Raw genomic sequence first — 24,399 nt, 5'->3', positions numbered from 1 at the left:
AATTGGAATCTGTAAAGTCTAAAAAAATAATGGATTTTATAAAATTGTTTTGGAGTCACTACAAGGCTGGCTCGATTTCTGATTCGGCGGTCGTGTTATCTTTTTATGCTGTTTTGGCAATCTTTCCAATCTTTTTTATCGTGGGAAGTTTACTAAATGTTTTAAATATTCAACCAGAAGAGATCCAAGTTTACTTGGAACCCATCTTTCCGGATCGAGTATATGCAACCTTGGAACCAATCATAAAATCAACGTTGTATGGTGGTAGTGCTGGGTCACTATCAATTGGATTGATAGTGACGATTTGGTCGGCAAGTCGTGCTATCGCTGCGTTTCAACGAACAGTTAATTTAACCTATGGCGTAGCTGAAAATCAGAGCGGCTTTAGTAATCGAATTATGTCTTTTTTATGGACCTTAGTTTTGATTCTAATTGTAGCGGCGGTCATGCTATTTATGGTATTTGGTCAGATGATTGCTAAGTGGATTCAGCCAATTGCCAATATATCTAATTCATTGATTAATTTTATTGGTACGATTAAGTTGCCAGTGACGTTTGTGGCTACTTGGTTCTTATTGACGCTCCTCTTTTATTTGGTACCTATGGCTAAGGTGAAATTGAGATATGTTTGGGTTGGGGCGCTGCTTTCAACCATTGGCCTATTAGTATTGGCTCAAGGATTTTCAATTTATTTAGCATTTTTTGGCAGGAATATTACGGCTTATAAAACTATCGGCACCTTTATCGTGTTATTATTCTGGCTTGAATTTTCCGCACTGATTATGTTGGTGGGGGGAGTAATGAATGCGACTCTTCAAGAGTTTATGGCTGGGCCTATTCAAGAGCAAGATGATGCGTTGGCTAATGCCCTTAAGTTGGCCCAAAACGCTACCGAACGTCGTTATCGTCGACACTCTAACGGATCGACACGTCGACACGCACCTAAGAAGACACCTAGAAGAAAGCGATCATGAGCGTTCTTATGTAATTTAATAAGCCGAAAGGCAAGGTAGAATCCTAGTATTAGGAATTCTACCTTGGCCTTTTTGATGTTAAGTTTTAATTTAGGAAGTTAGTTATTAGTTTCTTTGATTCGTTTACCAAATTCAGTTTCATCGAAGTGATTAATAATTCTGGTAAGCTCTAATTTAGGCAAACTAGCCCCAAATAATTCACTACCCGGTTCGGTCATGATTCCATCAGCTAATTGATAATGCACGACTGGATCAAAACCCATGGTATCCACAAAGTGAGCCACTTCATCAACTGCGTCATGATTATTACCGGTAACAAATAAGGCTTTTCGATCAGCAGCATTAGTAGGCCTAGCATCTTCTTGTAGGTTATGATAGCCCATGTGATTAAACGTCTTAACGATCGTACTCTTGTTAAAGTACGCTTGGACTTGCTCACTAGAGCTTGAGTCAGGATCAAGAACCTCTTCACGGATACCATCAGTTTCCCACCAATAATTCATCGCATCAATCACTAATTTGTCTTTTAATAACTTAGAATTGATATTTTTATAGCGACTAAGCGGGATTGCTAGAATAATAAGATCACTATTATTAACCACGCTTTGATTGGTGGATGCAGTCGCACCTGGAACCAACGTATCAATGGTTAAAGCAATTTTTTGAACTGAGCCTGAGCCTGAAATTCTAACGTTATAGCCTGCGGCCAATGCTAATTGGGCTAAAGCAATTCCCACTTTTCCAGCGCCTAAGATACCAACATTTTTAATTTCAGCCATATTATTCACCTTCTGATAGAATTTCTTTAACGCGGGGGATGACTTTGGTTCCATAAAGTTCAATCATGCGCTCACGTTGAGCGGCGGTTTGGTTGCCGGCTCCATAAACAAGGTCAAATCTTCCCAGACCTAATAATTTAATGGTTCTAGCGATTCTTTGAGCCACATGTTCAGGGTTTCCAACGTAGAATGAACCAACTTTAGTTTCACCGTCGAATTGTTCACGGCTCATTGGCGCCCAACCACGGGTTAAACCAATCCGATCAAAATTAGCCTTAATATTTTTCCAAGCAACTTCAACAGCTTCATCTTCATCATCGGCAATAAAACCGTGTGAGTGAACTGCAATTGGTTGAACGGGCATGTGGTATTGTTCAGCGGCTCGTTTATAAAGATCAATGTATGGGACAAAGCGGTCAGCTTGACCGCCAATGATAGCAATAATTACTTTATAACCATACTTTGCAGTTCGGATAATTGATTCAGGAGAGCCACCAATTCCAATGTAAGTTTCTAAACCATCGTAATCAGTTTTAGGATATACGTCCTGTTTCTTAAGCGTTTCTGTGAATTTGCCGGACCAGGTCACCGGCTTTTCTTCAATTAATTTACTGTACATTTCAAGCTTTTCATTGAATAGATCATCATAGTCGGTCAAATCATAACCAAATAATGGAAATGATTCGGTGAATGATCCCCGGCCAAGCATTACTTGAGCGCGCCCTTGAGAAAGACCTTCAAGAGTGGCAAAACGTTCATATACTCTGACGGGGTCGTCAGAGCTAAGGACAGTGACGGCGGTCGCAAGTTTAATATTTTTAGTAACTGAAGCAATTGCACCTAATACGATTTCGGGGCTAGAAACACTATAATCAGGTCGATGATGTTCACCAACACCGATAACATCAATTCCCAGCTTATCGGCTAACTGGCCTTCTTTAACAATTTGTCGAATTGATTCACCAGCAGTTTTGAGGCTACCATCGTCATTAGAAACGATATCACCGAAAGTTTCGAGCCCAAATTGTAATTTATCTACGTCAATCATAATGTTCCTCCTGTCGCTTACTTTTTGTAAGTATATATTAACAACACAATATTACATACTAGTAAAAAATGCAACTCCAAGCTCTTAATGAATGAAAATAAAAAAATAACCGAATGATTACCCTCTAGGGTATAGTCATCCGGTTAAGAAAATAATTATTTAGTTTTTGCAACGATTTCATCAACAAATTTATCTAGTCTAACGATTGCTTCTTCATCAGGCTCTAAGTTGATTTTGACATTTTCAGCGCCCTGAGTGGCACCAGCTTGTTTGAAGGCATCCGCAAATTTATCAACAGCAAGATTATAAAATTCACCGTAGAAAGTATCTCCAGAGCCGGCAACGCCGAAGACTTTACCATTTAAATCTAAATCAGATAAATCTTCATAAAAGTCCATTCCTTCTTCTGGAAGGGCTCCTTCATCATAGGTATATGGACAAACGATGCAAATATCGACATCGTTAAAGACGGTAGGGTCGGTTTGAGAAATTTCAGTTTCAGTTACGGTGACGCCCAAATCATCAAGGCGTTCTGTGATGATATCAGCGACATCTTCATTGTTACCGGTAATTGTTGCGTAAACTACGTGTGCACTTGTCAATTTTATCAACCTCGGATTTAATTAGAATTGTTATTTCAAGTATAGCAAATGTTAGAATTAAAGTGAACTTTATGGGAGGTAAGATATGGCAGCGACAATTACTAAAATAGAGGCTCAGAAAAGAAAGGGACGCTATAACATCTATGTTGATGGAAATTATGCATTTCCCGTCAGTGAAGATGTCTTAATTAAGTATCGAATATTCAAAGGTATGGAAGTGGATGACCAGCTTCAAGAAACTCTGAAGAAAGCTGATCAGATTTCTAAGCTTTATTCACGAGCAATTGATTTTTTGGCCCATAACCTACGAACCGAATTTGAAGTAAAAGAAAAGTTGGCAACACTATCAGAAGATGAAGATGCAATTAAATCTGTGATTGAAACATTAAAGAATCAGCGATTAGTTGATGATGAACATTATGCACAAAGCTACGTGACAACTATCATTAGAGGAAGAAAAAATGGGCCAGCATGGATTAGAAATCATTTAAAAACTAAGCACGTCCCGGAGGAAGCAATTGAAAATAGTATAACTGAGCTATATTCGCCTGATTTGGAATTAGCCATTGCTACAGAGGGGGCTAATAAAAATATTAAATTAAAGAAAAATGATTCATTAAAGATGGTTCAGAATAAAACCAAAAATTTATTGGCCCAACGAGGCTTTTCGTTTGATATCGCTAATCAAGCAGTTCAAAACGTTGATCTTAGTGAATTTGCTGATCGAGATCAAGAGATAATTGATAAGCTGGCTATCAGATATAATCGCAAGTATGCTAAATATGATGGTTATGAGCAGGAACAACGTTTAAAGCAAGCTTTGTACGCTAAAGGGTTTTCGATGGATGATATCCAATCCGCAATTGCAAGATTGCAAGACCGCTAAAACTATTCGGCAAAAAGCGCAACATTTGATATAATCATTAGTGGATTGGGAACAATCGGATGCTAGTAGCTTGGTCTGAAAGTGGGTATAAACTTATGCCACGAGATAGCAAATCACCACGAGAAGGCGACTTCATTGCGATTCAAAGCTATAAGCACGATGGCAGCTTGCATCGTATCTGGCGAGATACGATGGTATTAAAGACTAGCGAAAATTCGTTAATTGGTTGTAATAATCATACTTTGGTCACGGAAGATGACGGTCGTCATTGGGTGACCAGGGAGCCGGCGATTGTTTATTTTCATAAAAAGTATTGGTTTAACGTAGTTGCGATGATTCGTGATGATGGCATTGCTTATTACTGTAATTTGGCGTCACCATATGTCTTAGACAAGGAAGCACTTAAGTACATTGATTACGATTTAGATGTTAAAGTGTTTCCCGATGGCAAGCGGAAATTATTGGACGTTGATGAGTACTTAGATTTTTCCGCTAAGTGGCATTATGGTGATGAAATCGATCGGATCTTAAAGCGCAACGTTAGAATCATTGTTGATTGGATAAATAATGAACAGGGGCCGTTTTCTAAGGAATTTATTGCAATTTGGTACGAACGGTATTTGGAACTATCTCGTCAGAATAATGAAGAACGTAAATAAAAAGGATGGCTGGTGAAGTTTGTGTTCACCGTCATCCTTTTTGTTTTATTTTGGAAAATGTTTTTTAAAAATAAGGTTATGCTAAAATAGAAACTAAATAAATTACGTGGGAGATCGTTAGATGATAAGTAGGTTAAAAAGTTCATCGCTAATGTTTTGGTCAATTGAAATCCTGATTGTTGTGGCGATTATTTGGGGATGCACCCAGATTGGCTTTATGTTTACTCCAATTGCAATTTTTATATCGACCGTTTTTATTCCAATACTATTAGCCGGATTTTTATTTTACATGCTTAACCCAATCGTTAACCTATTAACGAAGATTAAGCTTGGAAAACGAAAGATGTCTAGGACGTTAGCGGTTACCATAGTATTTTTGTTATTGATTGCAGCAATTGTCCTCATTGCAGCTGTATTTATCCCTAAGCTCGTTAATCAGATAGTGAACTTAGCGAATCAATTGCCAAGTGTAATTAGTGATGCACAAAAATTATTAGATAAAATTTTTAAGGATGCTAATTCTCAAAGATTATTAAAACAGATCGACTTCAATTCAATTACTAAGAAAATTTCTCAGAACGTTACGACGTATGCTAATGGAATCTTATCAGGGGTTACCAATGGAATTGGCAGTATTATTTCAACTGCTGCGAATGTCGTAATTGTAATAATCACAGTGCCGATTGTGTTGTTCTACATGCTTAAGGATGGTACAAAGTTAGCGCCAACGATTCAAAAAATGTTGCCTAAAAAACATCAAACCCAAATTATGGACCTGTTGAGTGAAATGAGTAAGACAATTTCAAAATACATCAGTGGCCAGATGATTGAATGCTTATTTGTGGGGACATTTACTGCAATTGGATATTCAATTATTGGTATGCACTACGCCTTATTGTTGGGAGTGATTGCCGGAATTTGTAATATTATTCCTTATGTCGGCCCATACATTGGAATTGCGCCTGCGTTGGCAGTTTCATTAGCAACCGGTAGTTGGTTGAATGTGGTTTATAACATCATTGTTGTTTTAATTGTTCAACAAGTTGATGGTAATTTAGTTTATCCAAATGTCATTGGAAAATCACTTCAAATTCATCCATTAACAATCATTGTTATTTTATTAGCTGCAGGTAATATCGCTGGATTGTTCGGAATGATTTTAGCGATCCCACTATATGCAGTTTTGAAGGTTGTTATTGTGCATGTATATAATATTCTTCAATTAAGAGACTAATTAACTTTAAGAACCCTTAATAATTATTGACGTAGAAGCAGTTTATGCTAGTATTTAGTATGTGTTTATTAATTCGAAAGTTACTATAAAGTAGGAGATTTTATGAAAAAAGTAATTACATATGGAACATTTGATTTGCTCCATAAAGGTCACGTTCGCTTGCTTAAACGGGCAAAGGAACTGGGAGATCACTTAACAGTTTGCCTTTCATCTGATGAGTTTAATGCTGAAAAGGGTAAGAAAGCTTATACTTCATATGAAGATCGCAAATATATTTTAGAAGCTATTAAATATGTTGATGAAGTAATTCCTGAAAAGGGATGGGATCAAAAAATTTCTGATGTTGTGGACAACAATATCGACACCTTTGTTATGGGTGATGACTGGAAAGGTAAATTTGATTTCTTAGAAGACTATTGTGAAGTTATTTACCTTCCAAGAACCGAAGGAATTTCAACATCTAAGATCAAGGAAGACCTTGGCTTATCTGATTCAGATACTTGGAAAGCCTAAGTTAATAAGACGAAATATCCCCAGTGATTAAACTAGGGATATTTTATTATCAGGAGGAAATCATGAAGCAAGCACTTTTTTTGGTGACATCGATTAATGGGTTAAAGAAACCAAGCTTTATTAATAAAATCGAGACTTTGCAAAGTAATGATTATGAAGTAGCGGTGCTACTCGCAATGACTAATTTTGATGAAGTATATCAATCTAAAAAAGACATTCAAAATATTTGGGGAAATATTGATGTTGAAAAGATTCGGATTACTAGCCTATTTGACGTATTTAAAAGTGATACTGGGGTTCCGTTGCGTGATGAAGAAGTTATCGATGATTCAATCGAGGGTTTAATTGCTCACGAAATGCAGGTTTCTAAGGGAAGGGTTAAACGATTTGTTACTAATACTGGAGATTTGCGAGCTGAATCATTATTTGTTGACGAGGCCTTAACTCACACAATCTTGTTTGATGAAGCGGCGCAAATTGTGCAAATTAATAATTATGATCATGACCAGTTATTCGGGATTGAAAAGTATCGTAACGGTGAAATATTCGAAAGCTTGTTATTGAATTCGCAACAGGAACTATTGTTTAGATTTACCGAAACGAAAGTAACCAAAAAGGTTAGCTATTTGCTAGGAACTTCTGCAGTGATTGAAGCACCAGCTGAACTAGTAATGAATAGTGATGATGATAAGAAATCGATTAAAACATTCGAATCGAGTATCGAGACATCTTCAATCAAAGTAATTTCATACTCTGACTTTAAACGATATGATAATATCAATGCTTTTTATAACCGTTTGCTTGCGAATATGAAATTGGTAGATACAGAAATCTATTTAGATTCAGTTGATATGGTTGATATTGCTAAATACATGCCTAAGCAACGAATCTTTAATTATTAAGGGGACATAAAATTGCGTGCGATACTTTCTGGAGTTCATCAAAAAAAGAACAGCCAAGTATTAGAGTTTGAATTGCTCGATGTGGTTAGTTCTCTTGAAAACTCATATATTTTATTTGTGGAAAAAAATAGTCGGGCTTCCATTATGCATCCGATTAATAAAATTTTAAGTCATAATATCATCAGAATTGCGATTAATGCTCAAGATTTTCATTTTGATAATACTGATCAGACTGAATTTGAATGGCAAATTTATTTTGTGACTAATAGTAATAGCACTAAGGAAGTTATTCAGGTTGAAAGTGAGTATTTAAGTGATCGTCATCAATTGGAATTAACAAGTTATTATCAGTTTAATTCTGATCCAGTTGGCATGGCTAATTTTAATATTCGGACTAAGCAGTCCAATGATCAATTTATGATTAATTCAGTGAACTTAACTCCAGAAAACTTGGAGATCACTGGTTATAACAAAATCAACGGCACAAACATTAAAAATCAACGCGTTATTTTAAAAAGTGAGGGAAGTAACACTAAACTCGATTTTAAAATTACTGATAAGTTGTTCGCAGGAATGTTCACAGTTTCAATCCCGTTAACTGATATCCCTCAAAATTCGGCTTGTCAATTGTATATTAACTATGAGTTAGATGACCAAACAATTGAGCAACGAATGATTAGTGTTAAATCATTGGCGGGCCAAGTAACGGATGTTTCATTACCTGGTCAGCGTGAAGTGATGTTAGAGAAGCGATTTGATAACAGCATTATTGTTAGAGAATTTCCTGGTGCTTCACTTGGTCAAAAATTGTTGCAGCCGGCGGTAAAGCTCATAATGTAATCGAAGTTATTGATATGATTCAGGATAAATTAAATTTATTCCGAATGAGACGCTTATTTAAACGAGGCCATTCACCATTTGATAACACCACCATTGTTTTTGAAAGCTTTGGGGGTCGGCAGGTTAGTGATAGTCCGTATGCGATTTATCAATTGTTTCAAAATTATATCCCGGGATTAATATGATTTGGTCAATTGATAAATCATTAAAGGGCTATTGTAAAGAGCATGGTATCAGTTACGTGGTTCGGCGGACTGGCAAGTGGGTGAGAACCCTTGAAAAATCACAATTTTGGATTAGTAATGCTAGATACCCATCTTGGGTAAGAAAGCCAAGTTATGTAACGTATATTCAAACATGGCACGGGACACCATTGAAGAAATTGGGATTAGACATTGAAAACGTGTCAATGCCTGGAACCACAACTGCTAAGTATCATAAAAACTTCGTTAAAGAAGCAAATCGATGGGATGCATTGGTATCACCCAATGACTATTCAACACAAATCTTCCGATCAGCATTTGGATTTAATAATCAAATTTTGAAAATTGGTTATCCTCGAAATGATGAACTAATTAATACAAAACCAGACGAAATTGATGCACTTAAAGAAGAACTTGGGATTCCACTGGATAAAAAAGTGGTAATGTATGCCCCAACTTATCGTGATAATCAATTCGCTCAAAAGGGTAAGTATACGTTTGAGTTACCATTTAATTTAGATGATTTTAAAAAGTCGTTTGGTGAAGATACGGTCTTAATTTTAAGAATGCATTACTTAATTTCAAATGCACTAGATATTTCTGACTATGCTGACTTTGTTTACGATTTTTCTGATCATCCTAACATCTCCGATTTATACTTAGTGTCTGATTTGCTAATTACTGATTATTCATCCGTATTTTTCGACTATGCTTATCTTAAGCGACCAATCTTGTTCTATCCTTATGATTACCATTTGTATAAGGAAGAGTTACGCGGGTTCTATCTTAACTATGAAAAGGATTTGCCAGGGAAGATTGCCAATACGCCTGACCAATTGTTAGAAGAGATTCAGCACGCACTTAAGCATCCTGATATGAGTGCTAACCAACAATTTATGAGCTTTTATAATCGATTCTGTGCAATTAACGACGGCCTTAGTTCATTGAAGGTTGTTAACTATGTTATGCAACAAATCGAAAAGGGCGTTTAAATTTAATCCAGCTATTGTCATTGAAAAGACAATAGCTGGATTTTTGATGTTAATGTGGTGAACTTTATCGATAGTTTGGTAAGCACTAAAAATGTGGTAGAATAAATTGATAGATTTTGCGATTGAAAGGAACAAATATGACAGACAAACAATTAAAGCAGGCTGATACAAAGCGCCGAACGTTTGCAATTATTTCTCACCCAGATGCCGGAAAAACGACAATCACTGAACAATTACTATTGTTCGGGGGGGTTGTTCGGGAAGCCGGAACGGTAAAAGCTAGAAAAACTGGTAATTTTGCTAAGTCTGACTGGATGGAAATCGAACAAAAGCGGGGTATTTCCGTTACTAGTTCCGTAATGCAATTTGATTATGCCGGTAAGCGAATCAATATCTTGGATACACCAGGACATGAGGATTTCTCTGAAGATACTTACCGGACTCTAATGGCTGTTGATTCAGCAGTCATGGTAATTGATTCCGCAAAGGGAATTGAGCCCCAAACTAAAAAGTTATTCCAGATTTGTAAAATGCGGGGGATTCCTATTTTTACCTTTATCAATAAGTTAGACCGAGATGGCCGTGAGCCCATGGATTTAATTGATGAATTGGAAGAAGTTTTGGATATCGAAGCATATCCAATGAATTGGCCAATTGGAATGGGTAAAACATTAACTGGTATTTTTGATCGATATAACCACCGAGTTGAATTATATAAGCATGATAACCCATCAGAAATGGTTGAATTAGATGATGGTAACAACCCAATTGATAATGTTGAATTAGGTGAAGATCCCCAGTTCGAAGATGCTAAAGATAGCATTGATTTAATTGAAACTGCAGGGAATCAATTCGATGCTGAAAAAATAAAAACTGGTGATCAAACCCCGGTATTCTTTGGATCAGCATTAGTTAACTTTGGTGTAAAGACCTTTTTTGATGCGTACCTTAACTTTGCCCCAGCCCCAACTGCGCATAAAACCGAAGAGGGCGAAGCCATCGATCCTGCGAGTGATGAATTTTCCGGATTCGTTTTTAAGATTCAAGCAAACATGAACCCTAATCACCGGGACCGAATCGCATTTGTTAGAGTATGTTCAGGTGAATTTGAAAAGGGAATGGATGTTAATTTATTCAGAACCCAAAAGAAGATGCGACTTTCAAACGTGACTGAGTTTATGGCTAATACGCGAGAAAATGTAAAGAACGCCGTCGCTGGTGATATTATCGGATTATATGATACCGGTAATTTCCAAATTGGTGACACAATTTACACTGGGAAAAAATCAATTCAATATGAAAAATTACCTCAGTTTACACCAGAGCTTTTCGTAAGAGTTGCTGCTAAGAACGTAATGAAACAAAAGTCATTTCATAAGGGGATTAGTCAGTTGGTTCAAGAAGGGGCCGTTCAATTATATACGTCTTATTCAACCAACGATTACATTTTGGGTGCAGTTGGTCAACTTCAATTTGAAGTTTTCCAATTCAGAATGCAAAATGAATATAATTCCGAAGTTACTATGGAGCCAATGGGTAAGAAAACTGCTCGCTGGATTGATCCCGAACAATTAGATGAAAGAATGTCTTCTTCAAGAAACCTATTAGTAAAGGACCGGAATGGTGATCCATTATTCTTGTTTGAGAATAATTTTGCCCTACGGTGGTTTACCGACAAGTATCCTGATGTTAAGTTAACCGCTAAGCTATAAAATAATGAAAGAAGTAGTTTAATTATGGATAAACATTTGTCAGCATGTACTAGTGTATTAGTAGGAAAGAATGCTTCTATCGATGGCTCAACCATGATTGCACGTAACGACGATACCTTTTTGCCTTTAACACCGCAACGGTTTTACGTTCATGAAGCCGTTTCTGGTCGCAAAGAGACTTGGGTGTCAAATCAAAATGGTTTTACTGCAGAAATGCCTGAAAACGGCTATCGCTATTGGCAACTCCAAACGTAGAAGTTGATAAAGAAGGGGTCTATGCAGAAAGCGGCTTTAACGAAAAGAACGTTGCGATGAGTGCCACTGAAAGTGTTTATGGTAACGAACGGGCCCTTGCATATGATCCATTGGTTGAGAACGGAATTGCTGAAGACTCAATGCAATCGATGGTATTACCATTTATTAATTCTGCTAGACATGGGGTTTCGTATCTGGGTGAATTAATTAAGAAATATGGTTCACCTGAGGGCAATGCTGTCTTATTTTCCGATAATGACGAAGTATGGTATATGGAAATTGTTACTGGTCATCATTGGGTTGCTCAAAGAATTCCAGATGATGCCTATGCAATTACAGCTAATCAAGTTGCTATCCAGCAGGTTGACTTTCATGATCCGGATAACTTTATGTACTCTGAAGGCATTCAAGAATTTGTTGAGACATATCATTTGAATACTGATAAAGAGGGTTTTAACTTCCGTCATATTTTTGGAACTGATAATGAAAAGGATCGTCATTACAACACGCCTCGGGTTTGGTTTGGTCAAAGATATTTAAACCCTGAAATCAAACAGGATCCAATGTCGTCAGACTTACCCTTCATTTGCTATACGAACAAAAAGATTAGTGTAGAAGACATTGAATATATTTTAAGCTCGCACTTTAATGAAACTGAATATGATCCACTTGCCCATGGTAATGAAGATACCAAAACTAAATTCAGACCAATTTCTATGAATCGGACTCAAAATTCTCACGTCCTACAGCTTAGAAATGATGTGAATAAAGATGCTTCAGCAATTATGTGGCTATCATTTGGAGTGCCAGCATTTAGCCCATACGTACCATTCTTTGGCAACGTTACGGATACCGATCCTAGTTATTCTGAAACACCAATTCATTGTGATGATGAGAGTGCCTATTGGATGTATCGGAAGTTATCTGTATTGGTTGAATCTCATTATTCAGATTTTATTCAGGATGATGTTGATTTCTTAACTGCATCTAAGGAAAAATTACGCCGCCATGTTCAAAATAGTTTAGTGGCCGCTAAGTCACTATCTGGATCAGAACTTACTAATTACTTAACTGAGCAAAACCATGAAGTAGTTAAGTTTATGAAGACCGATGTTGAAGATTTTATGCACCGATTATTTGAAAAGGGATTAACGCTTTCAAAACTAACATATAACATTGATAAGAACCTATAATGCAAATAAAAATAACTCAATGCGAGATTTATCGCATTGAGTTATTTTTATTTAATGATGACATAACGAGCGGGGATAACTTCGCTTTCACCAATTGTATACCATTTGATTTGTTGATCATCAATCATAACGGATGAGATGGTCACTGTAGTACCGCTAATTATTTGATTTTTGATTTTTCCATACGGTTGATCATAAACATTTACTAGTTGATGATCAATGAAGTCGATGTAGCCAGTAAGTTCAGTTACTTGAGAAATTAACCTTGTTATTGGCTTGGTGGCAACTCCAACTGGGGCTTCACTTTGCCGGCTTTGTACGCCATTGATCCATTGCGAACCACCAATGTTATACCAAACTTCATCAGTTGATGTAATAACTTTTAAAAATACTTTAATAATTAAGTTACTACGAAGCTTCGTTTTCAAAGGGCGGCCATTAGGACCTTCATATACGATGTGTGGGGCTTGAAGCTTAACGTAGTATTCCACGGGTTGAACAGTTCGCCACTGCTCATGGCGGTAATAGAAGACTACATCATGGCTTTGATAATCAAAGTAACCATATTTTTTCCAGTACTATTGGTGACCTTATAACCAGCAATTTTTGGCGCAGAGATATCATAAAGTTGATTTAGTTTACCAGAAACCATCACAATGGGTGCCAACATGGCAGAAGAATCTAAATCAACTGAATAAATCTTGATGGGAGCTGCCAATCGAAGCGTGTAGCAAAACGTAATTTTTTGATTAGTAGAACTAAATTGACTGGTGAAATTATCAATATCAGTTAGAATATAGTCAGAAAATTTAGGAAGTCTTAGGTTTAGGCTATCACCACTTTTGCCAACTAAGATATCGGGGTCATGAAGGGAATTCCCCTCAGCATCTAGATAAAATACGGTGATTGCCGTTGTTGGAACATCTAATGATGTCACATTGGTAATCTTTTGTTCATTAAGGGGTGTAGCATTATCTAATGGTTCGGAATTATCAATTATTGGTTGCAAATTGGTGTTGGGGTGATCTGATTGTTTACGCGGCCGTTTACTGAAACGATTTCTCTGTTTTGCGCGTTTAGACAACCGATTCATTCGTCGGTTGAACCACCCAAAAAATGCCATATGCAATTCACCCCCCGTTAAAAGTATTCTTCTAAAATTATATCATAAAACCGGTTCAATCAATCTATAGAACAGACTTATCAGAACAATAAAAAAGGCCGCTGGTAAATTAATACCAGCGGCCTTTTATTTTAATTAATCAGATGTTTTTGAATCGTCTTTAATTGGAGCTTGTTTATCTGGAGCTGAGATAACAATCTGATCATCAATGACATCAGCTAATAGTTTAGCTTCTGAAGAATGATCGATGTAGTAATCAGCAACTTTATCTTCAATCTCTTCTTGAATGACACGTCTTAATGGACGGGCACCCATGGCAGGATTGAATCCAAGGTCAACCAGTTTCTTCTTAGCAGCATCAGAACTTCAATCACGAGTCCTTGTTGAGATAGCATTTCATTAACATCATCGATCATCAATGAAACAATGTGTTGTAAGTTATCTTTTGAAAGGGCGTTGAATTCAATAACGTCGTCAAATCGGTTTAATAATTCTGGCTTGAAGTAGTTGGTCAACTTATCAATAACAGAATGGGTAGTACCTGAAGCGGCAGCTGCAAAACCAACATTTGCTTCGGAATCGCCTGTCCCAGCGTTACTTGTCATGATAATAATGGTGTCTTTGAATGAAACTGTGCGACCTTGACTATCTGTCAACGACCATCATCAAGAATTTGCAAGAACATGTGTAAGACATCGGGATGAGCCTTTTCAACTTCATCTAACAGAATTAGGCTGTATGGATGACGACGAACTTGTTCAGTTAATTGACCAGCTTCATCATAGCCAACATATCCAGGTGGTGAACCAATCAGCTTAGCCACTGAGTGTGGTTCCATATATTCAGACATGTCAAATCGAATCATCGAGTCCTTAGAACCAAATAGTTGGAAAGCAAGTTGTTTAGCCAACTCAGTTTTACCGACTCCAGTAGGACCAACAAATAGGAATGAACCAATTGGTCGACCTGTGCCATTGAAACCAACTCGGTTACGACGAATAGCTCGAGCAACTTTTTGGACGGCATCATTTTGGCCGATTACATGTTTCTCAAGGTTAGGGGCGAGGTTTTTAAGCTGTTCCTGTTCTTGAGTTTGTAAATCGCCAACTGGAATATCAGTCTTTTCTTCAACAATCTTTTGCATATCAGATTCAGTAACTTCAGGAATTGAAGAAGAGTCAATGTTGCCATCGGCCTTCTTTTGTTCCAACTTAGATACTTGATCACGATAGTAAGCAGCTTTTTCGTAATCCTCATTCTTTAAGGCAGCTTGCTTTTGACTTTCAGCGCTCTTGATTTTTCTTCAATAGTAGAAGGATCAACCACATTGATCGTCAAGTTTTACGTGAACCGGCTTCATCCAGCAAATCGATGGCCTTGTCAGGCAAGAAACGATCTTGAATATAACGATCGGATGATTCAACGGCAGCTTTGATGGCCTCATCAGTGTATTTAACGTGGTGATAGTCTTCATAACGCTTTTGAATACCCTTGAGAATTTCAACCGCTTCTTCAGGAGATGGTTCCTCAACGGTGACTGGTTGTAGACGACGAGCCAAAGCAGAATCTTTTTCAATATCACGGTATTCTTTGAGGGTAGTTGCACCGATGAGTTGGAATTCACCACGGGCGAGGGCTGGCTTAAGAACGTTACCAGCATCCATACCACCTTCCGCATTACCGGCACCAACGATTTCGTGAATTTCATCGATAAACAAGACAATATCTGGATTACCCTGAACTTCATCAATTAGTTGTTGCATTCGTTGTTCGAATTGGCCACGAATTCCAGTTCCTTGAACTAGAGAAACGACATCCAAGCGGATAACTTGTTTATTTTGAAGCTTAGCAGGAACATCGCCAGAAACGATTTGTTGTGCTAATCCTTCAACCACAGCGGTTTTTCCAACCCCGGCTTCACCAATTAAAACAGGATTATTTTTAGTTCTTCGGTTAAGAATTTCAACGACCCGTTTAATTTCATTGTCTCGGCCAACAACTGGATCAATTTTCCCATCTTTAGCAAGCTGAGTCATATTAATACCATATTGATCTAATAATGAATTTCCATTACCAGAGCGACCGTTTTGACCACCGTTTGTGGGTCCTTGTGGTTGGGTAGGAGGGACTGATGATTGTTGGTTGTTCATATCAGGATTTCCGTTTTGCATTGCCCGGAAAATATCATCTAATCCACCGAATCCAAATGGATCTTGTGCCATATCTTGAGCACCTCCCTGATTTCTTTGTCTGTTAGTTAGGAGTTGATAGCAATTTTGGCAAAGGTTAATTGTTTGCTTTGAACCATTTACATTAGTATATAAATGGATAGTTGCTTCATTTTGATGGCAATTTTGGCATAGCATTAATTGCTTTCCTCCTTTAAAATTAAGAATAAAGGCATTGGTCAATAAATCACTGACCAACTTTGACCTTCGAAAAGTATTATACAATAACCAACTATAGAATCAAGTAATATGTTCTATATTAAGGAGGCAGTCATGGCAAAAGCAGAATTTACTGATCAACTGCAAAAGTTAAGATCAGGAGAAATCTCTGAAATTAAGGTACAACCAACGGAGTTCATGGATTTTCAAGAGGCATTCATGGATTTTGAGGCCCGAAAACGGGTGATTGGAACTGCTCAAAAGGGTGGTATAGTTGTCTATACTTTTGAAAAAGCGCAAAGTGAATGAAAAAAAGCACTGTAAGCGGTTCATTTAAACTTGTATTTTAGTTTATTAATTGATATTCTTAATAGGTAAAGATGAATTTTGACTTAACCAGACTTAAGCCAAATAAACTCAGAGGAGAATGATAACAATGGAAAAACACGAATATAACATTACTGCTGAGACTGGAATTCACGCTCGTCCAGCCACTCTTCTTGTACAAACTGCAAGTAAATTTAACTCAGACATTACTCTTGAATATCAAGAAAAGTCAGTTAATTTGAAGTCAATCATGGGTGTTATGTCACTCGGAGTTGGTCAAAGTGCATCAGTTACAATTACTGCAGATGGTGATGACGAAAAGCAAGCCATTGAAGCAATTACTGAAACTTTGAAACAAGAAGGATTAATAGACTAATAAAATGAAAAAGTTCAAGGGGATTGCTGCTAGCGATGGAATTGCAATTGAAAAAGCATTTTTACTAGCCGAACCTGATCTTTCATTTACGACATATACTGTTAATAATTCTGATGTGGAGATTGAACGGCTTAATAAAGCGATTCAGTTATCTAAAGACGAGTTGTTTACAATTTATCAAAGAACCCAAAAAGACCTCGGTAGACATGCAGCTGAGGTCTTTAGTGCACATATAGAGATTTTATCTGACCCTGAGTTTTTCGAACAGGTAACCCAATTGATTTCTAAAAAGCAAATTAACGCTGAAGCTGCACTGGATGCAATTACTAAAAAATATATTGAAACTTTTAACGCTCTTACTGATTCATATATGAAGCAGCGCGCTGATGATGTTAATGATGTTATTAAGCGGGTAATGAGTCATTTGTTGGGAGTGACGTTAAATGATCCTGCGTTAGTTGATCGGAAAGTAATTATTATTGCCCATGAGCTAACGCCAAGTGTAACTGCACAGTTTGTTCCTCAATTGGTTAAGGGAATTGTTTCTGACTTGGGTGGCAAGACTTCTCATTCTGCAATTATGTCGCGGACTTTGGAGATTCCATCAGTCGTAGGGCTAGAAAATATTATCGAAAATGTTCAAAATGGTGATGTCGTAATTGTTGATGGTTTGACGGGTGATGTAATTGTTGATCCTGATAATGACCAGATAGAAATGTATCGAGCTAAGCAGGAAGAATATCAGCAGCAAAGAAAAGCGTTAGCCAAGTTAGCTGCCAAAGATACGATGTCTAATGATGGCAAGAAAACGTTATTGGCTGCTAATATTAGTTCCGATAGTGAAGTTGAATTTGCGATTCAGCATGGAGCTGAAGGAATTGGCTTATTTAGAACGGAATTCTTATATATGAAAACTGATAAGTTACCCACTGAAGAAGAACAGTTTGATATCTACAAACATGTTTTAGATTTAATGGGGGATCGACCAGTGACAATCAGAACCGCAGATATTGGCGGTGATAAGCCGGTCCCATATCTTAAGGCCCCCAAGCAGGATAATCCATTTCTGGGTTACCGAGCTATCAGGCTAAGCTTGGATCGTGAAGACATCTTTCGAACCCAATTAAGAGCTTTAATCAGAGCGTCAGCGTTTGGAAAGTTATCAATTATGTTTCCGATGATTGCTACAATCGAGGAGTTTAGACAGGCCAAGACCGTTTTTAATGAAGAACTTGCAAAGGTTCAGGCTGATAAATTACCCGTTGGCGATATCAAACTAGGAATAATGGTTGAGGTGCCGGCTACGGTTATTTTAGCTGATCAATTCGCTTCAGAAGTGGATTTTATGAGTATTGGAACTAATGATTTAATCCAATACACGATGGCAGCAGATCGGGGTAATGAGAAAGTTGCATATTTGTATCAGCCATACAATCCAGCTGTTTTGAGAATGATTAAAATGGTCATTGAAGCATGCCATAATAATTCCATCTTAGCTTGTATGTGTGGTGAAATGGCAGGTGATCAGCTTGCCATTCCGATATTACTTGGAATGGGCTTAGATGAATATTCCATGAGTTCACGGCAAATCTTACCAAGTCGCTCGTTGATTAGTACTTTAGACTCAGACAAGATGGTGGCTTTGGCTAATCGAACATTAAGCTTTTATTCTACGAGTAACGACGTTATCAAAGACGTAAAACGTACTTTATATGATGATTACGAAAACACTTATAAATAACTTAACAAACCGGCTAATAAATTGGTGTTACTCAATTATCGGCCGGTTTTTTGTTTTAGTGGTTTGCAATACATTTTTGAAACAAATATAATTACAATGATTATCTTACAGCGGTTTTTGATGAATTATTACTACTAAATAAGAAAGGGGAGCTTAGCGTGAATATTGGAATTTTCACTGACACATATTTTCCACAGGTTAGTGGCGTGGCTACCTCGATAAAGACTTTAAAGAATGAACTGAAGCGTCAGGGACATCAGGTGTATATTTTACGACTACTGATCCCCACGTTGACAAAGATAAGTTTGAAAAGGATATTTTTAGATTTTCAAGCATTCCATTTATTTCGTTTACAGATAGAAGAATCGCTGTTAGAGGTTTATTTCAAGCTTATGAAATCGCTAAAGAGCTCAATTTAGATATTGTGCATACCCAGACTGAGTTTTCAATGGGAATGATTGGTAAATTTGTTGCTAGAAATTTAAATATTCCATGTGTGCATACATATCACACGATGTACGAAGATTATCTACATTATGTTGCTAATGGTAGGCTATTACGTCCAGTTCATGTTAAAGAAGGAACGTTAGCGTTTTGCCATAACTTAAATGGCGTAATCACCCCATCTGATCGGGTGCTGGACACTTTAACTGATTATGGGGTTAAATCTGATATGCGAATTATTCCTACTGGAATCGACGTAGACAAGTTCAATCAACCAGTGCAAAAGAATATTCGCGATGCCTACCAGATTGGTAAAAAAACGCCTTTGATTCTAACCTTAAGTCGGTTAGCGTTTGAAAAAGATATTGATCATGTAATTAGCCTATTACCACAAATATCTGAATCTATGTCTGACGTTAAGATGATGATTGTTGGGGATGGTCCTGCTAAAGATTCTCTAAAGAATCAAGTTAAAGAAATGAATTTGACTGATCGGGTAATCTTTACGGGTGAAATTTCTAATGATGAAGTTAATGCATTTTATCAAGCGGCGGATGTTTTTGTTTCAACATCCACATCTGAATCCCAGGGCTTGACATATATCGAAGCGATGGCGGCTGGATTACCAGTCATCGTTAGATCAAGCGACTATACGGATGGACTATTAGATAGTCGTAGTCTTGGACAGACATTTAACACTGACGATGAATTTATTTCAATTGTCAGCAAATACTTAGCAGAACCAATCAATCGGAGTGACCACTTCGTTGCGCAAACACTGGCAAATAAGTTGCACGAGATTTCAGCGCATACGTTTGGTAATCGCGTAATTGATTTCTATCGTGATATGCGGGTTAACCAAGAGTTAGACGGAACTAGTTCTTTAAATACTCTTGAATAATTTTAAGTTTGGAAGGAAAGTTGTATGTTAAAAATCAATATGTTTTCCACCGCCGAGAAGGTAAAAGGTCAGGGTGTGGGGAGCGCATATGTCGAATTAGTTAAGATGCTAAAAAAGCATTTTGCCAATGATTTTAAGATCACAGTTAACAAGTATGGACGGGCTGACATTACTCACTACCATACGATTAATCCTACATTTTACCTATCTACTTTTTCACAGAAGCGTGGTAGAAAAATTGGCTACGTGCATTTTCTTCCTGAAACTTTAGACGGTAGTATCAAATTACCGCAACCCTTTAAAGGAATTTTTTATAAGTATGTAATCGCCTTTTACAAGCGAATGGACCATATTGTCGTGGTCAACCCGACCTTCATTGATAAACTAGTAAGATATGGAATTGCTAGAGAAAAAATCACCTATATTCCTAATTTTGTTAGCAAGAAAGTTTTTTATGCGGTAGATGATTCTAAAAAATAGTATTGAGACAAAAATACGGTTATGACTTAAACAAATTTACAGTGTTAGGTAGTGGTCAAATTCAGACTCGTAAAGGAGTGCTTGATTTTGTTAAGTTAGCTAACCAAAACCCAGATGTCCAATTTATTTGGACTGGCGGTTTTTCATTTGGCAAAATTACTGAGGGCTATGCTGAATTGGAAAAATCGTTAGTAATCCGCCTAAGAATTTATCATTCCCTGGGATTATTTCACGAGATGAAATGGTGGAATATTACAATATAAGTGATTTATTCTTACTGCCGTCGTACAATGAGCTTTTCCCGATGTCAGTTTTGGAAGCATTTAGTACTAATACGCCAGTAATGTTAAGAGATTTAGATCTATATCATTCGATTATTAATGGCTACTACATTGGTTGCAAGGATGAAGCAGAGATGAATGTTAAGCTCCGCGAGTTAATAAATGATCCAGTACTTCTTAGTGAGTACCGACAACGTTCAATTACTGCTAGTGACCGCTATTCAGAAGATCATTTAGCAAAAATTTGGTATGATTTTTATACCGAACAATCCAAGGAAGGGCAATATGTCAAGAAATAATAAAATAACACTTTCAATCATGGTACTGCTAGGGATTGTTATTTTTGCCTTTTCAATCCGTGATGTGAAATTAAGTGTGCTAATTGAAGACTTCTTTTCAATTAATTTTTGGTGGCTATTAGTCGCTTTCGCCTGTATCGTAGTTTATTTATTGGTTGAGGCAGTGATTACAAAAGTACTAGTGTCTGATCGAGTCAACCAGTTTACTTTCAAAGATGCGATACGAGTTCCATTAGTTGAACAGCTATTTAATGGCATTACTCCATTTTCATCTGGTGGTCAGCCAGGACAATTGTTTGTAATGATGCAGACAGGAGTTGATGGTGGTCGTGCTAGTTCGGTGCTGCTAATTAAGTTTGTGGTGTACCAAGCGATGATTGTAGTTAATTTTTTCATTAGTTTGGTTATTGGGTTTCATTATGTTGCGACAAAGCTGCACTTATTGGCACTATTTATCGTATTGGGATTTTTTATTCATCTTAGTGTGATTGTTGGCCTGTTACTAGTAATGTATGTTCCTAGATTTACCAAAAAGATGGCGCGGATATTTTCTAAACCAGCTAAGTGGTTTATGAAGGATGCAAAGTATGATGAAATGTTAGCCACACTACTCATTAAAATTGATAATTTATATGAGGAAAGCGTTCGGATCGGCCGTAAACCAAGTTTGTTGCTGAAGATTACAGGGTTAACGTTTATTCAGTTAATGGTTTACTATCTGATTCCGTACTTCATTATGCTTTCACTAGGTTATACCAATGCTAATGTCATTATGATAACTAGTTTACATGTGATGATTGTGATGATTATTTCACTATTTCCTATTCCGGGTGGTTCCGGTGGAGCAGAGTTTTCTTTTGAATCCTTATTTAGTAGTTATATTACTAATAACAGCAAATGGTGTTAGCTATGCTTTTATGGCGAATTATTACCTATTATTGGAATGTTTGCTGGGATAGTTGGCTTAATAATGAAGCCAGATAAGGTTAAGGATTAAAAAAACATTCATAAAATGCCCATTAATATTAAACGAAGAGGCTTTTGGAGGAAACTAAGAATGTCGGATAATAAAAACCGATTTAAAAACATATTTAACACGACCTGGGGATTTTTCTTTTTAGTGATCGTGCTTTTCTGTATTAAAACTTACATTGTATATCAAACTAAATTTACGCTTGGAGTAAAGGGATCGCTACAGGAATTCTTATTGGCAGTTAATCCAATTCCAGCGGCCCTATTAACTTTCGGAATTGCACTATACTTTTCTGGCAGGCTAAAGTACTGGTTGATTTTAATTATCGACTTTATCGAAACTACTTGGATATTTGCCAATATTGTTTATTATCGGGAATTCTCTGATTTTCTATCGATGGGAATCATTAAAGGTTCTGGTAATGTTCAAAATAACCTTGGCAAGAGTTTGATGGAAATTATTCATCCAACTGATTTTTTAGTATTCATTGATATTGTGATCTTAATTGCTTTATTAGTTACTAAAGTCATTAGGGTGGATACTCGACCATTTAAAAAGTATAAAGCACTGATCATTACTTTAGGATCATTGTTGCTGATGTGGGGAGAGTATGGTTTAGCTAGCACAGATAGATCTGGTCTGCTTACGCGATCCTTTGATAATAACTACATTGTTAAGTATTTAGGATTAAATGAGTATGCTGCATTTAATGCCTACCAAACACAAAAAGAATCTGCGACTAGATCACACGCCAAGGCTAGTGATATGGATAGTGTTTTAAAATATTTAAAACATTCACGAGCTAAAGCAGACCCGGCTTACTTTGGAAAGCTTAAAAATAAAAACATCATTATCATTCATTTGGAAAGCTTTCAACAATTTCTGATTAACTACAAGGTTAATGGAAAAGAAGTTACACCCAATTTGAACAAGTTCTACAAGAATAATCACACTTTGAGTTTTGACAATTTTTATCATCAAGTTGCTCAAGGAAAAACTTCTGATGCTGAGATGATGTTAGAAAACTCTCTATATGGATTACCACAAGGCTCAGCGATGGTTACTTATGGATCTCAAAATACGTATCAAGCTGCTCCAGCCTTGTTTGACCAAATGGGATATAGTACAGCTGCTTTCCATGGGGATGTTCCAAGTTTTTGGAACCGTGATAGTACTTATAAGTCATGGGGCTACCAGTACTTCTTCAGTTCACAATATTATAAAGAAAAAGCTAATTATAGTGTAGGCTATGGCCTTAAAGACAAGATTTTCTTTAGAGATTCTGCTAACTACTTACAAAGATTGCCACAGCCTTTCTATACAAAGCTAATCACACTAACAAATCATTACCCATATATTTTGGATAAAGAAAATGTCAGTTTCCCAGCAACTAAAACTGGTGATAAGACGGTTGATCCATATGTTCAAACTGCTCACTACTTGGATCAGGCGTTTGGAGAATTCTTAAGTTACTTAAAGAAGACGGGCTTGTATAAAGATAGTGCAATTGTGTTGTATGGAGATCATTATGGGATTTCTAATAACCATCGGCCAGCAATTGCTCAGCTATTGCACAAGAAGTCAGTTAATAGTTATGACCTTGCTCAATTTCAAAAAGTACCATTCATGATTCATTCACCAAATTTAAAGGGCGGTATTCGTCATACTTATGGTGGAGAAATTGATGTCTTGCCAACGCTACTTCATTTAGTTGGTGATAAGAACAATAATACAATTCAATTTGGGACAGATTTGCTATCTAAGAAACATGATCAAACGGTAGCATTTAGAGATGGCGACTTTGTGACACCGAAATATACTAAGGTCGGAAGTTCTGTTTATTTAACAAAGACAGGAAAAGAAATTACACCTAACAAAAAGCAAACTGAAGAAATTGACTCGGTTCAAAACCATGTCACAACCGAACTTTCTCTTTCAGATAGAGTGATTTATGGAGACCTTTTGAGGTTCTACACTCCTAGTGGATTTAAAAAAGTGGATAAGAAAGATTTTACTTATCAATATACTAAGGCCATGAAGAACCTTGCAGATGCTCAAAAGAATAAACCAACTAGCATTATGGCGGAGAACAATGACAAATCAACGCTAAAGGATTATAAGACTGATGCACCAGAATTAAAATAAAAAAGAACTCCTTTGGGGGTTCTTTTTTATTGACTTCGTTTAGATATATGTGTAGTATTATTACCACAGCTTTGGATAATGTTTATTGCAATGATAAATTATTTTAAGAAGTTGTTGACCTAAGATAGTA

16 protein-coding genes and 6 pseudogenes are annotated in these 24,399 nt (G+C 36.8%); 16 read left to right on the top strand and 6 right to left on the bottom strand.

Features of this window, described 5'->3' with window-relative positions:
- Window positions 1–2: 2 nt before the first annotated feature.
- Window positions 3–974, top strand: coding sequence for a YihY/virulence factor BrkB family protein (locus NBRC111893_RS10300; RefSeq protein ID WP_225417748.1), 972 nt, complete (start codon window positions 3–5; stop codon window positions 972–974).
- A 98-nt stretch (window positions 975–1,072) separates the two neighbouring features.
- Here the strand turns inward: NBRC111893_RS10300 and NBRC111893_RS10295 are convergent, their stop codons facing one another.
- The 3 genes from NBRC111893_RS10295 to NBRC111893_RS10285 form a co-directional block, all read right to left on the bottom strand.
- Window positions 1,073–1,753: an NADPH-dependent F420 reductase gene (locus NBRC111893_RS10295; protein ID WP_125009029.1), complete on the bottom strand. Its 681-nt coding sequence runs from the start codon at window positions 1,751–1,753 to the stop codon at window positions 1,073–1,075.
- A gap of 1 nt (window position 1,754) precedes the next feature.
- The gene (locus tag NBRC111893_RS10290; RefSeq protein WP_125009028.1) at window positions 1,755–2,801 is read right to left on the bottom strand and encodes an LLM class flavin-dependent oxidoreductase; all 1,047 of its coding nucleotides are present in this window, start codon (window positions 2,799–2,801) and stop codon (window positions 1,755–1,757) included.
- 155 nt (window positions 2,802–2,956) lie between these two features.
- Entirely contained in the window at window positions 2,957–3,403 is a 447-nt protein-coding gene (locus tag NBRC111893_RS10285) for a flavodoxin (protein WP_125009027.1), read from the bottom strand.
- Window positions 3,404–3,488: 85 nt separating this feature from the next.
- Here NBRC111893_RS10285 and NBRC111893_RS10280 point away from each other — a divergent pair, with 85 nt between their 5' ends.
- The 8 genes and pseudogenes from NBRC111893_RS10280 (at window position 3,489) to NBRC111893_RS10245 (ending at window position 12,792) form a co-directional block, all read left to right on the top strand.
- Window positions 3,489–4,289, top strand: a complete 801-nt coding sequence (locus NBRC111893_RS10280; RefSeq protein ID WP_125009026.1) for a RecX family transcriptional regulator — start codon at window positions 3,489–3,491, stop codon at window positions 4,287–4,289.
- 95 nt (window positions 4,290–4,384) lie between these two features.
- Window positions 4,385–4,948 carry a nucleoside tri-diphosphate phosphatase gene (gene ntdP / locus NBRC111893_RS10275; RefSeq protein WP_125009025.1) on the top strand — a complete coding sequence of 188 codons (564 nt, stop codon included), beginning with the start codon at window positions 4,385–4,387 and terminating at the stop codon, window positions 4,946–4,948.
- 121 nt (window positions 4,949–5,069) lie between these two features.
- Window positions 5,070–6,182 (top strand): AI-2E family transporter, encoded by a 1,113-nt coding sequence (locus NBRC111893_RS10270; RefSeq protein WP_191984852.1) that lies wholly within the window; start codon window positions 5,070–5,072, stop codon window positions 6,180–6,182.
- Window positions 6,183–6,284: 102 nt separating this feature from the next.
- Complete coding sequence (gene tagD, locus NBRC111893_RS10265) at window positions 6,285–6,695, top strand: glycerol-3-phosphate cytidylyltransferase (RefSeq protein ID WP_125009024.1); 411 nt, start codon at window positions 6,285–6,287, stop codon at window positions 6,693–6,695.
- Window positions 6,696–6,757: 62 nt separating this feature from the next.
- On the top strand, window positions 6,758–7,597 hold the full coding sequence (locus NBRC111893_RS10260; protein ID WP_125009023.1) for a hypothetical protein: 840 nt from the start codon (window positions 6,758–6,760) through the stop codon (window positions 7,595–7,597).
- A 12-nt stretch (window positions 7,598–7,609) separates the two neighbouring features.
- Window positions 7,610–9,632 (top strand): annotated as a pseudogene (locus NBRC111893_RS10255) (CDP-glycerol glycerophosphotransferase family protein).
- Between the two features lie 137 nt (window positions 9,633–9,769).
- On the top strand, window positions 9,770–11,344 hold the full coding sequence (locus NBRC111893_RS10250; RefSeq protein WP_125009022.1) for a peptide chain release factor 3: 1,575 nt from the start codon (window positions 9,770–9,772) through the stop codon (window positions 11,342–11,344).
- A 24-nt stretch (window positions 11,345–11,368) separates the two neighbouring features.
- Window positions 11,369–12,792, top strand: a pseudogene (locus NBRC111893_RS10245) (C69 family dipeptidase).
- 47 nt (window positions 12,793–12,839) lie between these two features.
- Here the strand turns inward: NBRC111893_RS10245 and NBRC111893_RS10240 are convergent.
- The 3 genes and pseudogenes from NBRC111893_RS10240 to NBRC111893_RS10230 form a co-directional block, all read right to left on the bottom strand.
- A complete protein-coding gene (locus NBRC111893_RS10240; RefSeq protein ID WP_148094905.1) occupies window positions 12,840–13,283 on the bottom strand; it encodes a hypothetical protein in 444 nt (147 codons plus the stop codon).
- Window positions 13,284–13,324: 41 nt separating this feature from the next.
- Window positions 13,325–13,915, bottom strand: a complete 591-nt coding sequence (locus NBRC111893_RS10235; protein ID WP_125009020.1) for a MucBP domain-containing protein — start codon at window positions 13,913–13,915, stop codon at window positions 13,325–13,327.
- Window positions 13,916–14,050: 135 nt separating this feature from the next.
- A pseudogene (locus tag NBRC111893_RS10230) lies at window positions 14,051–16,281 on the bottom strand (ATP-dependent Clp protease ATP-binding subunit).
- Between the two features lie 135 nt (window positions 16,282–16,416).
- Here NBRC111893_RS10230 and ykzS point away from each other — a divergent pair.
- From ykzS to NBRC111893_RS10195, 7 genes and pseudogenes are all read left to right on the top strand, one after another.
- Window positions 16,417–16,611, top strand: a complete 195-nt coding sequence (ykzS, locus tag NBRC111893_RS10225; protein ID WP_125009019.1) for a protein YkzS — start codon at window positions 16,417–16,419, stop codon at window positions 16,609–16,611.
- Between the two features lie 127 nt (window positions 16,612–16,738).
- Complete coding sequence (locus NBRC111893_RS10220) at window positions 16,739–17,005, top strand: phosphocarrier protein HPr (protein WP_125009018.1); 267 nt, start codon at window positions 16,739–16,741, stop codon at window positions 17,003–17,005.
- A gap of 4 nt (window positions 17,006–17,009) precedes the next feature.
- Window positions 17,010–18,746 carry a phosphoenolpyruvate--protein phosphotransferase gene (gene ptsP / locus NBRC111893_RS10215; RefSeq protein ID WP_125009017.1) on the top strand — a complete coding sequence of 579 codons (1,737 nt, stop codon included), beginning with the start codon at window positions 17,010–17,012 and terminating at the stop codon, window positions 18,744–18,746.
- 158 nt (window positions 18,747–18,904) lie between these two features.
- Window positions 18,905–20,091: pseudogene (locus tag NBRC111893_RS10210) on the top strand (glycosyltransferase family 4 protein).
- Window positions 20,092–20,115: 24 nt separating this feature from the next.
- A pseudogene (locus tag NBRC111893_RS10205) lies at window positions 20,116–21,151 on the top strand (glycosyltransferase family 4 protein).
- A pseudogene (locus tag NBRC111893_RS10200) lies at window positions 21,138–22,148 on the top strand (lysylphosphatidylglycerol synthase transmembrane domain-containing protein). The pseudogenes NBRC111893_RS10205 and NBRC111893_RS10200 overlap by 14 nt, the downstream one beginning before the upstream one ends.
- A 60-nt stretch (window positions 22,149–22,208) precedes the next feature.
- Entirely contained in the window at window positions 22,209–24,269 is a 2,061-nt protein-coding gene (locus tag NBRC111893_RS10195) for an LTA synthase family protein (protein WP_125009016.1), read from the top strand.
- Window positions 24,270–24,399: the final 130 nt, after the last annotated feature.

This window comes from Lentilactobacillus kosonis (assembly GCF_003864335.1).
In the GTDB taxonomy this organism is placed as follows: Bacteria; Bacillota; Bacilli; order Lactobacillales; family Lactobacillaceae; genus Lentilactobacillus; species Lentilactobacillus kosonis.
Note: the sequence above shows the minus strand (reverse complement) of the source record. Positions and strands in the feature narration are given on the sequence as shown.